Source organism: Methylocaldum gracile (assembly GCF_053646815.1).
This window is the reverse complement of record NZ_CM132196.1, coordinates 3,802,299-3,816,901: the sequence shown is the minus strand read 5'-3', so window position 1 is coordinate 3,816,901 and position 14,603 is coordinate 3,802,299. Positions and strand designations below refer to the sequence as shown.

Here is a 14,603-nt window from a genome sequence, read left to right as displayed (position 1 = left end):
CCTTTTTGTTTTCAGGCCGGCTGTGAGTGTTACTGCCCGGTATTTTCGACACACATGGTATGATGACCCGATTTCTCACCTCGGGCAGCATGAGACATACGCACAATATTTATTTGATCGGGCCCATGGGAGCGGGCAAGACGACCATTGGGCGACTTCTGGCCAAAGCCTTGGGTGTCCGATTCGTGGATAGTGACAGGGAGATAGAACATCGCACCGGCGTCTGTATCCCTATGATTTTCGAGTATGAGGGTGAGGAAGGCTTCAGAAGGCGAGAATCCGAAGTTTTGGCCGAGTTGTGTTGCGAGGACGGAATAGTGTTGGCTACCGGGGGTGGATCGATTCTGTTGCCGAAGAATCGAGAAGTGCTGCATGGGCGGGGATTCGTCGTATATCTGCAGTGTTCGGTCGAAAAGCAGCTTGAGAGAACTCACAAAGATTCCAACCGGCCGCTGCTCAAGACCGAAAATCCCCGCCAGCGACTACAAGAGTTGTTGCGGGTGCGGGAGCCGATTTATCGCTCTTTGGCCGATTTCATCGTGGATACGGGAACGCATTCCAGCCGCAGCGCCGTCCGCCAAATCTTGAAAGCCTATAACCGAGCAAACGCGAATTCATGAAAACCCTGACTGTCAGCCTGGGCGAACGCAGCTATCCAATTTATATCGGTTCGAGAGTTCTGGAGTCCGGCGAACTCCTGTCTAGGCACCTCAGTTCCAGCCAAGTCATGGTGGTTACCAACGAAACGGTTGCCCCCCTCTATTTGGACCGGGTCAGACAGAGCCTAGACGGCAAGCAGACCGCCGAGGTGGTTTTGCCGGACGGCGAGTCTTATAAAAGCATCGAATCGGCAATGGTCATCTTCGATGAGTTGCTTGTCCGAAAATTCAGCCGAGACGCATCTCTCATCGCCCTAGGGGGCGGGGTAATCGGCGATCTGGTGGGTTTCGCCGCCGCGTGTTATCAGAGGGGCGTGCCGTTCATTCAAATTCCGACGACTTTGCTGGCGCAGGTGGATTCTTCCGTAGGTGGAAAAACCGCAGTCAATCATCCGCGCGGCAAGAACATGATCGGGGCTTTTTATCAGCCGCAATGCGTGCTGGCCGATACTTCGACGCTCGATACCTTGGCTGACCGGGAGTTTAGCGCCGGCTTGGCCGAGGTGATCAAATACGGTCTTATCCGCGATTTCGAATTTTTCGTCTGGCTGGAAGCCAACCTGGAGATGCTTTTGGGCCGCGATGCCGACGCCCTAACCTACGCCATCGAGAGATCCTGTATCAACAAGGCGGAGGTTGTAGCCGAAGACGAGCGGGAGTCCGGGGTGAGAGCAACACTGAATTTGGGGCACACCTTTGGGCATGCCATTGAAACAGGAATGGGTTACGGAAGCTATCTGCACGGCGAAGCAGTAGCGATCGGAATCTGTCAGGCCGCAGATCTCTCACGACGGTTGGGTTGGCTGGATACTGATAGCGTCGAGCGCATCATTTCGTTGCTTAGGCGGGCACGGCTGCCGGTGACGCCGCCAGCGAATTTGGATGTAGACCGCTATTTGGACCTGATGGCTGTCGACAAAAAAAACGTGGCAGGTAAGCTGCGGCTAATCTTGCCGGAAAAGATCGGGCGGGCAACTTTGCCTATAGCGGTCGATCTCGAGTTGCTTCGGGCCACCTTGAGTGAATATGGGCGCGGCTGAGCTTTCACTGCCCGCCAGCGGTCGCGAGAGCGCTCATGGCGGGCAATCCTTATCGCTGATTTCTGCGGCACGCATACAAAAGTTCGACTTGCTTTCGCACTTGGCGGTTAACTTGGCTCAGCCCATCGTCGTATGCGGACCGGAAGGCATCGGCAAGACAACCTTCTTGCGTCTTCTCAAGACCCGCTTGGCGCCACTTGCAACGGTTTGCTATTTGACGTCAGCGCCCGGCGTGAGTTTTGAGCGCATCGTCGATGAGTTGTCCCGCGCCTTAAATCAGGAAAAATCGAGATCGGCATCGTCGGGAGCGGATTTGACCGATTTGCTGGAAAGCTATGCCAAGGAGCGTCGAAACGTGGTGCTGCTGCTCGACGATGCCGGCGCGCTCGTGTCGGGGCTTTTAGACGCCTTATGGCAGTTAGCTGGCCGTTATCCTTCCTTGTGCTTGGTATTCGCAATGCGCACCGAAGAAATGCCGCAAAAATCCGACACCGACAAATCCGCTCTTGGCGATGCGTTTATATTGGAGATTCCCGTACTATCGGAAGACGAATGCGGACTCTTCGCGGACCAATTGAGGGTGACGTTGCCTGAATTGGTCACCGAGCACGGAATTACGGAATCCTTCGTAAAACGGCTGCATGCCAGAAGTCGAGGAATTCCTGGCAAAGTGATCGAAATTCTGGGATCTCCCTACGGATCGGCCACAGCGGCGATATCGACTAAGGTCGGTTGGCTTACCGGCGCCGGCTTATTGGTTGGCGCAACGGCCTACGCGTTTTTTTTGATGTTCTCGCGGCAGATCCCGGAGCCGGACCAACAGATTTACGATGGCCCTGTTGTCCAAAATCCCGAGATGGTCTCCGTTGTCTCTCCCGACTCCGAAAAGGCCCAAGCTGTCCAGCCCCCGAATCTTGACGAGCCGCTTACTGATCCACAATCGTCATCTGTGCCTTTGCCGCTAGCCGAGAGCGAAAAGTCGGAGAGCCTACCGATTCGCGAATCGGTAGAGATGGCAGCGACACGTACGTTCGAAGCGGAGGCGAAGAAAACAGTTGAAGCTCATAAGCCGATAGAACCGGACACCCAGCGTGAGCCACTACCGCCTTCGGTCATGGAAGAACCGAAAAGCATGTCGGAGGCGCAGATCGAGATGTCGCCGGACCGTTTGCCGTCAGCCGGCGCTGTAACTGAAGCTGAGGCGAAGAGGGGCCAATCGGGTGCGCAAGAGAGCGAGCGTTCGAGATCGCCCGAGATCGTTATGGAAGGTCTTAAGAGTGCCGAATGGCTGATGAATCAAAGTCCCGAAGCCTACACCTTGCAGATCGTCGCCGTTTCCCGATTGAACGCGGTGCGTAAGCTGGCCAAACAATTTCCGCCGGGCAGCGAACTGGCCAGTTTTCGTTCCCGCAAGGGGAGCAGTGATCTCTATCCGCTGTTTTTCGGAATCTATCCGACTCTGCCTGCGGCCAAGGAAGCAACGGCGACTTTACCCCTTTCCGTCGGTCAGCCTTTGCCCAGACAAATGAAATCTATTCACCAAGAGATTCGGCGAATGATGCCGCGGCATGCGGAGCTTAGCTCGTCGGTTGATTCTTCGGCTCGTTGAAATTAATCGAACGGATGTTCTAAAGGCGTGTTATGAATTCGGCGTGAATGCCATGTCTTGCTCCCGAGTGTCGATTTTTACGCCCATTGCTGTAACCCGATCTTTCTGCCATTGATTTGCGTGATGCCATGAATGCACCTAAAAATGATTGTCTTATCCGTGCACTATTGAGACAGCCCACCGAAAGGACCCCGGTTTGGATGATGCGCCAAGCGGGCCGCTATTTGCGCGAATATCGTCGCGTCAGGGAGCAAGCGGGCAGTTTTATGAAATTGTGCAGCACGCCCGAACTGGCTTGCGAGGTCACGTTGCAGCCTCTCGCGCGCTTCCGTCTGGATGCCGCCATTCTATTCTCCGATATTCTCACGGTGCCGGATGCCATGGGTTTGGGTCTGGAGTTCGTCGAAGGCGAGGGGCCCCATTTCAGAAATCCGGTCCGCAGTGCTGCGGATGTGCGCCGGCTGTCGGTTCCTGATCCGGAAACCGATTTGCGGTATGTCATGGATGCTGTACGCCTGATTCAACAAAATCTGGACGGCAGCGTTCCGCTTATCGGGTTCTCGGGTAGTCCCTGGACTTTGGCCACCTATATGGTCGAGGGCGGCGGCGGGCAGGAGTTTCGCAGGGTCAAGGGATTGATGTACGAGCAACCCGTGGTTCTCCATGATCTCCTGGAAAAATTGGCCGACGCCGTAGCGCTGTATATCAATGCCCAAATCGCCGCAGGCGTCGATGTGGTCATGGTGTTCGACACATGGGGTGGAATTCTGCCGGCGGCGCATTACGAAGAATTCTCCTTGGCTTACGCCAAGCGCGTACTCGACAAGCTGAATCGGCGCCACGGCGGCAAAATCATACCGACCATCTTCTTTACCAAGGGCGGCGGACAGTGGCTGGAAGCCATGGCGGAAACGGGATTCGACGCCTTAGGATTGGATTGGACCACACCCATCGGAGAGGCGCGTCGACGAGTGGGGCACAAGGTCGCGCTGCAAGGCAATTTGGATCCTATGGCTTTGTATGCACCGATCGAGGCCATACGCACCGAAGTAAAGCGGGTCTTGGAGCAATACGGTCACGGAGAGGGACATGTGTTCAACTTGGGACATGGGATATTGCCCGATGTCGATCCCGAGCACGCCAAGGCGATGATCGAAGCCGTGCACGAATTCAGTCCCGCATTTCACGGACGTTGATTTATGTCGGAGCACAACCCTTGGAAATTGATTCGGCGTCGGGAAGTCTACGAAAATCCGTGGATTCGTCTGGACGAGGACGAGGTGATCAATCCATCCGGCGGGTTGAGTATTTATGGCAGGATCCATTTCAAGAGTCAGGCTATCGGCATCATACCGATAGACGCCGAAGGCAATACTTGGCTGGTCGGCCAATATCGCTACGTGCCCGATGCCTATTTCTGGGAAATTCCCATGGGCGGTTCGCCCGAAGGTGAAGACATTCTGGAGACCGCGAAACGCGAGCTCAAGGAGGAAACCGGCCTGATAGCCAAGGACTGGAGTGTTTTCATGCACTTGCATACCACGAACTCGGTTACCGACGAGGAAGGCTATGTGTTCCTTGCGGAGGGTTTGGTGGAGGGCGAACCGGACTTCGAAGAGACGGAGGCTATTACAATCAAGAAGCTGCCTTTGCTGGAGGCGGTGCGCATGGTGATGGACGGCACAATCACCGACTCGATCAGTGCCGCCGGCCTGTTAAAGCTTGCTTGCCTCAGAAATTTGCTTCCTCCCGCCTGCCGTTAGTTAAACCGGTCTGCCAATAGGTCCGCTGTTCCACCATCGGGTTACGGCGCCCGAATGGTCCGGCTTTTGCCTGTATTATCGATAAGCGACATAACCTTGATTGAATTGGGGCAAAAGCTCTGATCGATCACGGTAAGGAGAACCGCAACCGCTCGTCGTCGTCCAATGGATAATCCGTTTTTTCTCCCGGCATACCGGAGGCGTAGGCTCACGGACAGTTGCTATACTCGAGGAGAAGTTTCATGATCGGCTTGCAACACGGGCGGATTCGTCGCTTTTTGGGGTAGATCTTAACTCTTTGGAGGTCTAGACATGATGGCGCCTGAAAACCTCGACGCGAACTTGATTACGGATGTAAACGTCCAGGAATTCTTCAGGGAATCGGTAACAACGGCTTTATCGAATCAAAAAGTCGATGCCGGAGAGGACACCGTCTACTACATCGTCAACTTGCTTGCCTATTTCACCCAGGCGGACAAGCTGTTTTCCCGTACCGCCGAAGGCGTCACATTGCAGCCACTTGCCTTGATCTACGCTGAAGCCGTGGAGGCGGCGAGCATGGAAGAGAGGCATCAAATTCTGCGCAGGCTCGGAGACGTGGCGCTATTGATATCCGGCTTGTTTTCCTCCAGCCTCAATCGAAAGCTCGTCGACATCGACTATTACATCGCCATGGGGGGTACCGCCTATGGATATCTGTGCGACCTTAACCGAGGCACCTTACGAGGTAAAGCTTTCTGCGCGATTTTTGGCGAGCTTTCCGAAAAGTTCCAATCGTTCGTGGACGTACTGTCGGAGGTCGGGGAAAGAACCCCGTTGAATTCGTGCACCGATATTATGAGGCTCTACGAAATCTGGCTTCGAACCGGCAGCAAGCGCGCGGCTGACAAGCTGAGGAAACTGGGCATAGAGCCGGCCCAAGGCTCGATCAGTCGCCGGCACAACTGAAGGAGGCGCCACTTCCTAGAAACGGCAGTTGGCCGCTTTAGAAGGAGTAGAAAAGCCGCATGAATTCTGACCGTCCTACCTTCTACCGATCTCACCGCTTAGGTGAAAAGGCTACGCACCCGATTGCACGGCGGGCGAGCTGCCTGGCGGCGTTGCTTCTCATCGCGGGAGACTACCTCGCTGCCTCGTCGCGCCCCTTCGACGGGGCTCAGGACAGGCCCTTCGACCGAGCTCAGGACAGGCTTGCCATCCGGCCCGCCCGCCGCACACTCGGACGCGTCCAACTGCCGTTTCTAGGATTATGCGCCTGAATGTCCTGCAGAAGCTGCTGGAGCGCATCTATCGCATCGAGGTTGATCTCGATGTGGAGGATTTCTTGATTACCGATCCGGACCTCGCGCGGCGTTTGGACACCAGCATCAATCCTCGCGAAAGCAAAGAGAAGCTCTTGGTCTCGCAACAAGATGACCATCTGGATCTCGCACTTTTCCTCGATGCCTCGGTATTGGCCCGCCTGACCGATGATGATCCGCTGGTGAGTCTTCATTCCGAAAATTTCATCGATTTCCTTTTGGCCGTGGAAGGCGTCAGTCACTTTCTTTATCTCATATGGAACGCTGGCGTCGAGCGCGGCGTGACGCTGATGGAACTGGAGATGCAGGCCGAGGTGGATAAATTCGTAACCGCCACATCGCTATGGAAGCGGCAGGGCAAAAGTCTTGTACCTTCGGAACTTCGATATTGCCTATTCGAGGCCCCGGCTTACGACGCGGCATTGGACCAGGTTCAGCGGCAGCGCTATGAAGATGCCAACCATTATGCAGGCAAGTATTGCCTTCGATTGGAAACCCGTTATCTGAAAAAAGCGCGGGCAGGCGAGATGATGGAAGAACTCCGCCGGTTTTATCGGCTTACTCAAGGCGAAAAGATTCGGCTGATCAATTCGATTGCTTGATGGGCGCTTGCTTAGAGATGGCCCCAGCCGAGTTTCGACTTACCCGTACTTTTTTTATTTGGATAATTGGCGGGTTAGAAAAAGCTCGCGCGGGCCTTATTCTAACCAAATCGGGAGTTCCCCGGCTCTGTCGGGGGGATAATACTTACTTCTCAACATCATTCGGGTGTTGAATGACGTGTCCTCTTGCTTTTCTTTGGCGCTGGGTTAATTTCCGATGCGTCAACCGCAATCGAGGTCAACTTTTCTGCCTTTTGAATGCCTATCTTCACTACAGGAACAATCGCAGCAGGGAGAAGATTGCTTTCGGATTGCCCAACATTGGCAGCAGATAGCCCGAACTCCATATATAAGGACCAAATGCCTTCGTGGATTCCCTGTTTCTTAATTAATACTTCGACAATCTCTTTGTGCGAGAACGCGAACCGAGTTAGTTCCTCTGTTTCAACTTGCTTTTCTGTGCTCATTAATTTACCGTCCTGGCGTACCCGACTAAGTTATCCGGAACAATGATCGGCTTATCTTCTGGTTCGTTAGTAATCGTTGCGGTAGTGCTCCGCAAGACCGCAAGTCCCCGAAGTAGTTGCACGGGTGTATCGGGTGTATTCTGAAGGGCGGAACGCAAGTCGAAAATGGCCGAGAGCATTTCATCCGTGTCCAGAGACCTATGACACATTAATGGAATTTCTCGGTTACGTTCGCTAGCGTCAAACGTCTCTACCGCTCGTTGAATTGCTTGTTTGACGAACTCATTAAGTCTAGTCTTTTGTAACCTAGCAACCCGAGCTGCTGCTTTGTGGAGTTCGGGGCCGATCCGAACGTTAAATGATCCGCTATAGGGCTTTTGTGGTTTGACGCCTTGTTTTTCGCACGTAGCAATGTAATCGTCTACTGCCTCATGGAATGCATTTAAAAGCTCAGGTACGGTTTGGGCTTCGAATGTAACAAGTGGATCGATAAATTCCAACTTCCCATATAAGCATCCGTCCTCGAAGCTAACGTTAACGGAACCATAGTAGCCTTTGTAGCGCAGCATATTCATCATAAATACCCCGCGTTTTTTAATTTCTCTATGACCATCTCCAAAGTGTAGCGTTTAACGATTGAACCTGGATGCGGTTTATGTAGATTGATCATGTCATTCGGATTGCCGTTGTCAAACTTGACACGAGATCCATCCCCCTGTCTTTGCCGATATCCAAAGTGTTGCAAGACGCTCACGAGTTCCGTCCACGTGAAGTCTGAAGGGACCGCGATCAATCGTTCGATGAGTTTTTCTTTCTTACTCACGACTCGAAACAGAGTTTAGTAACCGATGGTTACATTAGCAACTGTAATTTAGTTGCACGGTTGCTAATCACATCGCTTTGAGCAGCATACGCTAGTCTGGCTCATCTTCGAGCTTCTCTTTGGAAAAAACAAAAAAGCCCGGTTCATTGCCGGGCTCATTTCTGCGTTACTTCTCTACATTGCATCTACAGGCGTTTTTGCTTGCCGTTTTTGTCTGATGCTTTCGAGTTCATAACGTCTTGATTTTTTAAGTGGTGCCGAGGGCGAGAATCGAACTCGCACTTGGTTTCCCAAACCAGATTTTGAGTCTTTGACATTATCAACTTTCAATAACTTACGTTAATCTCCGTTAACACTCCAAAAACCGGAAATAAGCCCGATAAATCAAGGAGTAAGACACTTCCGTTAACATTTCGGTATCTGTTGCTACCTAAGTCAATTTTGCTTAATCTGTCTACATTGCGTCTACATGAAAAGGCAACAGATGAGTACATCTTATGCGGAGATTACCGAGCGGATCGTTCGGGAATCGGAACCGCCGGCTAAAGGCCAGCGGTTCATTCGGGATACCAAGCTGAGCGGTTTCGGTCTTCGGATCACCGATACGGGAGCGAAGGCCTTCATTGTCGAGGCGAGGGTCAAGCATGGTCGGCCGCGACGGATCACCATCGCCAGGTGTCAGAGCATGAGCGTCATGGATGCTCGACGGGAAGCTCGGCGGGTCCTGGGCGAGCTGGCGACCGGTGACGATCCGGTGGCGGAACGGCAAGCCGAGAAGCACAGGAATGTCACCCTGCAAGATGTCTTCGATGACTACGTTGATGCGCGTAACAACTTGAAGGAATCCACACGGAACGATTATCAGGAGGCGCTGAATACCTCGTTTGCCGATTGGTTGAACAAGCCGATCGCGAACATCACCGAAGAGATGGTAGCCAGGCGGCACAAGGATCGCGGCAAAGCGAGTCCGTCGCGGGCCAATCACGCCATGCGGGTGCTGCGGGCGCTGGTCAACTTCGCCATGGGGCGATACCGTGACGCCGACGGAAAACCCTTCATTCTCGAAAACCCGGTCAAGCGGCTTTCGCGTGAGCGATCCTGGTTCCGCGTCGACCGGCGACGCACCATCATCAAGCCCTACCTGTGGCCGAGCTGGTTTCGCGCCGTTTCCGAGCTGCGGGCGCTCAAGAGCAATGCCGACGTGGAGTCGGTCCGGGATTACTTTTTGTTTTTGGCGTTCACGGGCCTTCGTAAGGAAGAAGCAGCCGGGCTCCCGCTATCGGCCGTCGATTTTAGGGACCGGACTTTCGCGATCATCGATACGAAGAACAGCGATCCGCACGTGTTGCCCATGTCGGACTTCCTGGAAGAGATCCTGCGACGGCGAGCCGAAGCGGCAACGGGCGATTACGTCTTTTCCGGCAAAACCGGCCGGCTGGTGGACGTGCGGCACTGGATCGGTCGGATTATCGGGGAATCCGGAGTTCGGTTCACGCTGCACGACCTGCGGCGAACCTTCATCACGACGGCGGAAAGCCTGGACATCTCCGCTTATGCCCTGAAGCGGTTGTTGAACCACCGGGCCGCGCAATCGGATGTCACCGCCGGCTACATCGTGCACGACATCGAGCGGCTGCGGCGGCCGATGCAGATGGTTACCGATGCGCTGCGCGCTGCGGCTGGTGCAGAGGGGTAGCGACATGGACCCGTTGAAATCCATTTTGGAGGCTCCGAAAGAGCATTGGGCGAATATCGAGTTCATGCGCGATTGGGCAAGGGATTACCTGCTCGCGCAAGAGTACACCCGCTTTGATTTGGAAACCTATGCCTACGATCCGGAGCAGGGCCGTTGCGGATGGCGCTACCACATACCTCCTGATGAGATTGACCGCCTGTCGCGGAAATATCTCGAGGGGCGCGGCCGAGGGGTGCGTCCAACGCCGCTGACAGGCGCGGCCTGGCGCGTATTCGCCGCAGCGAGATACCTATTGGAACGCGGCTATGACGAAAGGGCGAACGAGATATTCGTTTCCGAGCGATCGCGACTTGAAGGGTATGCCGTAGTGCATTCGATAGTTGCGAGAATTAATCCTGCGAAGGGGGGCAGGCAAAAGAGAGAGAGCACTAAAAAGATTCGAGACGACTGGGAAAAAAAAGCAAAAGATATTTTGGCGCGCCACCCAGACCGCAGTGATCGGGCTGTCGCTATACAGATTGACCCGAACAACTGGGACTACATTCGGAAGATAGTCAGAAAGGTCCGGCGCGGCGTCTAAAAAAAGTTGGACTTTTCAGAGCAAAGTCCAACTCACAAAAGTGAACATATCTCCCGTCATCCATCAAAACGGGAGATATCAATGTCCAGCACATCATCTGCGATTGCCGCGCCGTCGGCGGCGAATAATCACGACCTATTGACGCCGCGCGAAGCCGCCAAAGAACTGCGGGTAGACGAGGCTACGCTCCGGATTTGGCGGTCGACCGGCAGGTACTGCCTGCCGTACATCAAAATCGGCCATCACGTTTTTTATCGCCGCGAGGTGATCGAGCAGGTCAAACTGCACGGCCTCAAAAAACGCGGAAAAGTACGGATGGAGGGCGCTGTATGACCGCGCGACTATACCGATGCCTGGCCCTGGCCGCCGCCGTCGATGTCGACCTGGTGGCTGTGGTGATGATCGTCGCGATGACGATCGCGTCCCGCTGACGGAGGGGTTATGCCCGACAAAAATAAACCCGGTCGCGGGGTGGGTCCCGCGCCGGGCCGAAACGAACAAAACAAGAGTAGCGTCAATAGTTTATCACCGCGAACGGCGGCGTCAAGCGGGTATCGCCGCCGACCGCCGTATGCCCGTCACCTGGTCGCCGACCGATCCCGGACGGTGGTGGTGGTCACCGGCTCCGACGGCTGGCCGCCGGCGGCCTCGGGCACCTGGTTCGCGGGCCGCAAACTGTTGCTGCCGTTCGGCGAAGATCCGGCCGGGTACGACTGGTCGGCGGTCGCCGGTTTTGCCGACGCCGTGATTTGCGGTTTCGGCCGGCCGGAGCCGGTCGCGGTAATCACGGCGCTGGGGGCCATCCTGGTCAACTACGTCGCCCGCATCATCTACCTGCCCCCCGGCGGTCGGATCATCTCGGTTCGGGGGGGTGGCCATGGATGACCGCGACCTGCCCAGCGTGATTGAGGTCACGCCGGCGACGGTGCCCGCCGGCAACGTCATCGATCTCGGCGCCGACCTCGCGGCCGCCAAGGCCTACGAGGCGCGGATCGCCGACACCGACGACTACGGCGACCTGGTCGGGGTCGCCCAGTCCATGTCGTCCGCCCGATTGTCGCCGGCGACGACGCACCGCCTGCTGCGGCTCATCGCCGCCAAGGCGTCCACCACGACCGACCTGTTGGCCGACCTGGTCGGCGCGCGGGGCCGGTCGGCGCCGTCCGGCGGTGCCGGCGAGGTCGACATGCCGTACCGGGTCGACGACGGCCGGCTGTGGTTGGTCGACGACGACGGCCGGCGGCAGCTGGCCAACTTCGTGGCAGCGATCGCCGAGGAGATCGTCAACGACGACGGCGCGACGCAGGACGTCACGTTCCGGCTCGCGGGCCGGCTGGCCGACGGTACGCCGCTGCCGCCGGCCGAGGTCCGTGCCGCCGAATACCCGTCCATGGCGTGGGTGCCGGTCGCATGGGGTGCTCGCGCCGTGGTCCATGCGGGACCCTCGACCCGCGACCATGTCCGCGCAGCCATCCAGATGTTATCGCGGGATGTCCGCCGCCGGACCGTGTACGGTCATACCGGGTGGCGCGAGATCAGCGGCGCATGGGTCTACCTGCACGGCGGGGGCGCGATCACGGCCGACGGGCACCGCGACGACCTCGAGGTGGATGTCGGGTCGGGGCATATGTCGCGGTACCGGTTCGCGGCGGATGCCGGAGACCTGCGCGCGGATATCCGCGCCAGCCTGCGCCTGCTGGCCGTCGCGCCGGACTACCCGGCCCTGGGCGCCGTGATGCTGGCCGCCGTGTACCGGGCACCGCTCGGGGCGGCGGCACCGTGCGACCACGGCGCATTTATCGCCGGGCCGACCGGCTCGCGCAAGTCGGAGGTGGCGGGCGTGGCGCTGGCCCACTTCGGCCGGGGGTTTGATGCGCGCCACTTCCCGGCGAACTTCGCCGACACCGAAAACGACCTCGAGGCCAAATCCTTCGCCGCGAAGGATGCCCTCTACGCGGTCGACGACTTTTTGCCGGCGGGGTCCGCGACCGATGTCGCGCGCATCCACGCCAAGGCCGACCGGCTGTTCCGGGGCGCCGGCAACCAGTCCGGACGGGGCCGGCGCACGGCCGACCTGCGGCAGCGGCCCGCCTATTATCCGCGTGGCCTGGTGGTCGCGACTGGTGAGGATATCCCGCGTGGCCACAGTCTGCGGGCGCGGATGGCGATCCTGGAGGTCGGCCGGCTAACGATAGATAACGCCGTGCTCGGCGACCTTCAGGGCGCGGCACGGTCGGGGGAGCTGGAGCGGGCTATGGCCGGGTATATCCGCTGGCTGGCGGGGGACATGGCCGACTGGGTGACGGCGGCGCCGGGGTATCTCCGGGCGCTTCGGGAGCGGGCCATCGCCGACGGGGTGGGCGCGTGCCACCCACGGGCGGCCGACATCTACGCGTCGCTGGCCCTGGGGCTTGACCTGGCGCGGCAGTACGCCGTCGATGCCGGGGCGCTGGCCGACGACGAGGCGGCCGAGATGTTCGCGGCTGCCGAGACCGCGATCCGGGTCGCCGTCGCCGCACAGGGCGACCTCCAGTCCGAGCAGGACGAGGTCACGCAGTTTATTGGGCTGTTGCGCTCGGCGCTGACGGCGGGCGCGTGCCACCTATGCGACGTGACGACTCAGGGCGCGCCGACCGAACGCCCCAACTTCTGGGGGTGGAGGGTGGTGCCAGGAGCCGACGGCGGGCCGGATATCGACCGCGCGCTCGGCGGGCGGATCGGCTGGGTGGATGCGGTGCGGGTGTACCTGGATGGTCCGGCGGCGTACGCGGCCGTCCAGGGTATGGCCCGGTCCATGGGCGGCCACGTCGCGACGACCGAGGCGACGATATGGCGGCGGCTACATGACCGGGGGCTGCTGGCCGAGACTACAAAGGAGGCCGGCAAGTTGCGCCTGGCCCCTCAGCGGCGGATTGGTGGCGTCAAGCGCCGGGTATACGTCCTCGGGCGGGCGCTGATCGAGGGGGATGTCGCGTGATGTCCCCACTGTTTGCGGTGTTCTGTCCCCACTGTTTGCGGTGTTCTGTCCCCACTGTTTGGCGACATGCAAATTTCTGGAAGCCGCGCCAACCGTGGCTTTGATGGCCGCTGTCCCCACTGTCCCCACTGTCCCCACCAAATTCAGCATACATATATATATACGGAGAGGGGTATGCCATGTCGGTCAAATGGGGTAGGTCGCCGCGATATATATATATCTATGTTATTTGGTGGGGACAGTGGGGACAGTATGTATGTAAGCCGCGTCAGCCGTGGCCTTGAGCTGTCCCCACCAATAAAAAATTAGTGGGGACAGGCGGGGACAGTGGGGACAGAGAACGTTTTTTATCGGAGAGAAAAGTGAACGAAATGAAAAGTTGTACCAAGAGGATTCCAAACACGAGTGAGCACCTTTTTTTGCTCTCCGTCATTCTCTACGAAGAAAGTCACCAGTGCGAGGAGGAGGAGGTGGAAGTTTGGCGTTTGCCGATCATCGCGTGGGATATCAGCGGAGAAGGCGTCCATGGGCTCGAAGATGTGACCGGCGCCTATCCAATAACTATAGAGAGCCAAGTCGATAATGAGTTAAGGGCGTTACTGGATACGCGAACAGGATCGGTCTACGAGTTCAATGGGGGGCAATGGTGGCGTTCGGTGGATGATGCAGTCCAGTCGATGCTTCACAGGCTTCGGCAGAATATCAAAAGGAGATCTCGGTGAAACGCAAACCCAAACTGTCAACGCCGATGGGCCGCGTCATCGTCGATGACGCCAAGGTCCGCAAGATGGCCAAGCATGCCGGTGTGTGGCGCGCCTTACGCGATGCTCGGCGCCAAGGTCGCACGGTAATAGTTGTGCACGGGATGGTGCTGTTCGGCGCGTTCCAGGACGGGCTTGCGGCCTTCGAAACGTCGAGTCCCGAGCTGTTCCTCGAAGCGCTGCTCAAGGTCGCCATGGAAGCGGGCTGCGACCATGCTGAGGTGCACTACACCCAGAGGCCGGACGTGCATTGATCACGGGTCCTTCCTGAACACTGTTCAGTGCGAGCGGCAAGACGCCGAACAAACGCTAGTGATTGATTTTT

The 14,603-nt window shown here is 57.3% G+C and carries 17 protein-coding genes; 14 read left to right on the top strand and 3 right to left on the bottom strand.

The genetic code is table 11. The features are described from left to right. The first annotated feature begins 89 nt into the window (after window positions 1-89). The 7 genes from aroK to ACWJJK_RS16910 all read left to right on the top strand — a co-directional run bounded on the left by aroK (window position 90) and on the right by ACWJJK_RS16910 (window position 6,974). Entirely contained in the window at window positions 90-620 is a 531-nt protein-coding gene (gene aroK / locus ACWJJK_RS16940) for a shikimate kinase AroK (RefSeq protein WP_077728124.1), read from the top strand. Further along, on the top strand, window positions 617-1,699 hold the full coding sequence (gene aroB, locus ACWJJK_RS16935) for a 3-dehydroquinate synthase (protein ID WP_077728005.1): 1,083 nt from the start codon (window positions 617-619) through the stop codon (window positions 1,697-1,699). The genes aroK and aroB overlap by 4 nt, the downstream gene beginning before the upstream one ends. After that, a complete protein-coding gene (locus ACWJJK_RS16930; RefSeq protein ID WP_454128309.1) occupies window positions 1,686-3,308 on the top strand; it encodes an AAA family ATPase in 1,623 nt (540 codons plus the stop codon). Before aroB ends, ACWJJK_RS16930 begins: the two co-directional genes overlap by 14 nt. A gap of 128 nt (window positions 3,309-3,436) precedes the next feature. Beyond that, window positions 3,437-4,504 carry a uroporphyrinogen decarboxylase gene (gene hemE / locus ACWJJK_RS16925; protein ID WP_454128308.1) on the top strand — a complete coding sequence of 356 codons (1,068 nt, stop codon included), beginning with the start codon at window positions 3,437-3,439 and terminating at the stop codon, window positions 4,502-4,504. Window positions 4,505-4,507: 3 nt separating this feature from the next. Beyond that, the gene (locus tag ACWJJK_RS16920; protein ID WP_077728008.1) at window positions 4,508-5,071 is read left to right on the top strand and encodes an NUDIX domain-containing protein; all 564 of its coding nucleotides are present in this window, start codon (window positions 4,508-4,510) and stop codon (window positions 5,069-5,071) included. Between the two features lie 312 nt (window positions 5,072-5,383). Continuing rightward, window positions 5,384-6,019 (top strand): hypothetical protein, encoded by a 636-nt coding sequence (locus ACWJJK_RS16915; RefSeq protein WP_205780634.1) that lies wholly within the window; start codon window positions 5,384-5,386, stop codon window positions 6,017-6,019. A 301-nt stretch (window positions 6,020-6,320) separates the two neighbouring features. Then, entirely contained in the window at window positions 6,321-6,974 is a 654-nt protein-coding gene (locus ACWJJK_RS16910; protein ID WP_077728010.1) for a hypothetical protein, read from the top strand. 158 nt (window positions 6,975-7,132) lie between these two features. On the opposite strand, the gene ACWJJK_RS16905 is transcribed toward ACWJJK_RS16910, so the two are convergent. Genes ACWJJK_RS16905 through ACWJJK_RS16895 form a run of 3 tightly spaced genes read right to left on the bottom strand, consistent with a single transcriptional unit; the run spans window position 7,133 to window position 8,195 of the window. Then, on the bottom strand, window positions 7,133-7,441 hold the full coding sequence (locus tag ACWJJK_RS16905; protein ID WP_454128307.1) for a hypothetical protein: 309 nt from the start codon (window positions 7,439-7,441) through the stop codon (window positions 7,133-7,135). Beyond that, entirely contained in the window at window positions 7,441-8,019 is a 579-nt protein-coding gene (locus ACWJJK_RS16900) for a type II toxin-antitoxin system HicB family antitoxin (RefSeq protein ID WP_454128306.1), read from the bottom strand. The genes ACWJJK_RS16905 and ACWJJK_RS16900 overlap by 1 nt, the downstream gene beginning before the upstream one ends. Then, complete coding sequence (locus ACWJJK_RS16895; protein WP_454129049.1) at window positions 8,016-8,195, bottom strand: type II toxin-antitoxin system HicA family toxin; 180 nt, start codon at window positions 8,193-8,195, stop codon at window positions 8,016-8,018. The genes ACWJJK_RS16900 and ACWJJK_RS16895 overlap by 4 nt, the downstream gene beginning before the upstream one ends. Window positions 8,196-8,748: 553 nt before the next feature. On the opposite strand from ACWJJK_RS16895, the gene ACWJJK_RS16890 reads away from it, so the two are divergent. From ACWJJK_RS16890 to ACWJJK_RS16860, 7 genes are all read left to right on the top strand, one after another. After that, on the top strand, window positions 8,749-9,960 hold the full coding sequence (locus ACWJJK_RS16890; protein WP_077728013.1) for an integrase arm-type DNA-binding domain-containing protein: 1,212 nt from the start codon (window positions 8,749-8,751) through the stop codon (window positions 9,958-9,960). A 4-nt stretch (window positions 9,961-9,964) separates the two neighbouring features. Beyond that, on the top strand, window positions 9,965-10,540 hold the full coding sequence (locus ACWJJK_RS16885; RefSeq protein ID WP_143735030.1) for a hypothetical protein: 576 nt from the start codon (window positions 9,965-9,967) through the stop codon (window positions 10,538-10,540). Window positions 10,541-10,621: 81 nt separating this feature from the next. Beyond that, the gene (locus ACWJJK_RS16880) at window positions 10,622-10,873 is read left to right on the top strand and encodes a helix-turn-helix domain-containing protein (RefSeq protein ID WP_143735031.1); all 252 of its coding nucleotides are present in this window, start codon (window positions 10,622-10,624) and stop codon (window positions 10,871-10,873) included. Between the two features lie 108 nt (window positions 10,874-10,981). Beyond that, window positions 10,982-11,425 (top strand): hypothetical protein, encoded by a 444-nt coding sequence (locus ACWJJK_RS16875; RefSeq protein WP_077728015.1) that lies wholly within the window; start codon window positions 10,982-10,984, stop codon window positions 11,423-11,425. Then, entirely contained in the window at window positions 11,418-13,517 is a 2,100-nt protein-coding gene (locus tag ACWJJK_RS16870) for a cell wall-binding protein (RefSeq protein ID WP_454128305.1), read from the top strand. The genes ACWJJK_RS16875 and ACWJJK_RS16870 overlap by 8 nt, the downstream gene beginning before the upstream one ends. A 362-nt stretch (window positions 13,518-13,879) precedes the next feature. Then, window positions 13,880-14,239 carry a hypothetical protein gene (locus ACWJJK_RS16865; RefSeq protein ID WP_143735032.1) on the top strand — a complete coding sequence of 120 codons (360 nt, stop codon included), beginning with the start codon at window positions 13,880-13,882 and terminating at the stop codon, window positions 14,237-14,239. Further along, the gene (locus ACWJJK_RS16860; protein WP_077728018.1) at window positions 14,236-14,532 is read left to right on the top strand and encodes a hypothetical protein; all 297 of its coding nucleotides are present in this window, start codon (window positions 14,236-14,238) and stop codon (window positions 14,530-14,532) included. Before ACWJJK_RS16865 ends, ACWJJK_RS16860 begins: the two co-directional genes overlap by 4 nt. Window positions 14,533-14,603: the final 71 nt, after the last annotated feature.

What these genes read in the sequence shown, in the direction of transcription:
- ACWJJK_RS16915 (WP_205780634.1), top strand. Translation starts at nt 5,384, where the DNA reads ATGATGGCGCCTGAAAACCTCGACGCGAACTTGATTACGGATGTAAAC.
- ACWJJK_RS16890 (WP_077728013.1), top strand. Translation starts at nt 8,749, where the DNA reads ATGAGTACATCTTATGCGGAGATTACCGAGCGGATCGTTCGGGAATCG.
- ACWJJK_RS16920 (WP_077728008.1), top strand. Translation starts at nt 4,508, where the DNA reads ATGTCGGAGCACAACCCTTGGAAATTGATTCGGCGTCGGGAAGTCTAC.
- ACWJJK_RS16875 (WP_077728015.1), top strand. Translation starts at nt 10,982, where the DNA reads ATGCCCGACAAAAATAAACCCGGTCGCGGGGTGGGTCCCGCGCCGGGC.
- ACWJJK_RS16905 (WP_454128307.1), bottom strand. Translation starts at nt 7,441, where the DNA reads ATGAGCACAGAAAAGCAAGTTGAAACAGAGGAACTAACTCGGTTCGCG.
- ACWJJK_RS16910 (WP_077728010.1), top strand. Translation starts at nt 6,321, where the DNA reads ATGCGCCTGAATGTCCTGCAGAAGCTGCTGGAGCGCATCTATCGCATC.
- ACWJJK_RS16930 (WP_454128309.1), top strand. Translation starts at nt 1,686, where the DNA reads ATGGGCGCGGCTGAGCTTTCACTGCCCGCCAGCGGTCGCGAGAGCGCT.
- aroB (WP_077728005.1), top strand. Translation starts at nt 617, where the DNA reads ATGAAAACCCTGACTGTCAGCCTGGGCGAACGCAGCTATCCAATTTAT.
- ACWJJK_RS16880 (WP_143735031.1), top strand. Translation starts at nt 10,622, where the DNA reads ATGTCCAGCACATCATCTGCGATTGCCGCGCCGTCGGCGGCGAATAAT.
- hemE (WP_454128308.1), top strand. Translation starts at nt 3,437, where the DNA reads ATGAATGCACCTAAAAATGATTGTCTTATCCGTGCACTATTGAGACAG.
- aroK (WP_077728124.1), top strand. Translation starts at nt 90, where the DNA reads ATGAGACATACGCACAATATTTATTTGATCGGGCCCATGGGAGCGGGC.
- ACWJJK_RS16870 (WP_454128305.1), top strand. Translation starts at nt 11,418, where the DNA reads ATGGATGACCGCGACCTGCCCAGCGTGATTGAGGTCACGCCGGCGACG.
- ACWJJK_RS16885 (WP_143735030.1), top strand. Translation starts at nt 9,965, where the DNA reads ATGGACCCGTTGAAATCCATTTTGGAGGCTCCGAAAGAGCATTGGGCG.
- ACWJJK_RS16900 (WP_454128306.1), bottom strand. Translation starts at nt 8,019, where the DNA reads ATGATGAATATGCTGCGCTACAAAGGCTACTATGGTTCCGTTAACGTT.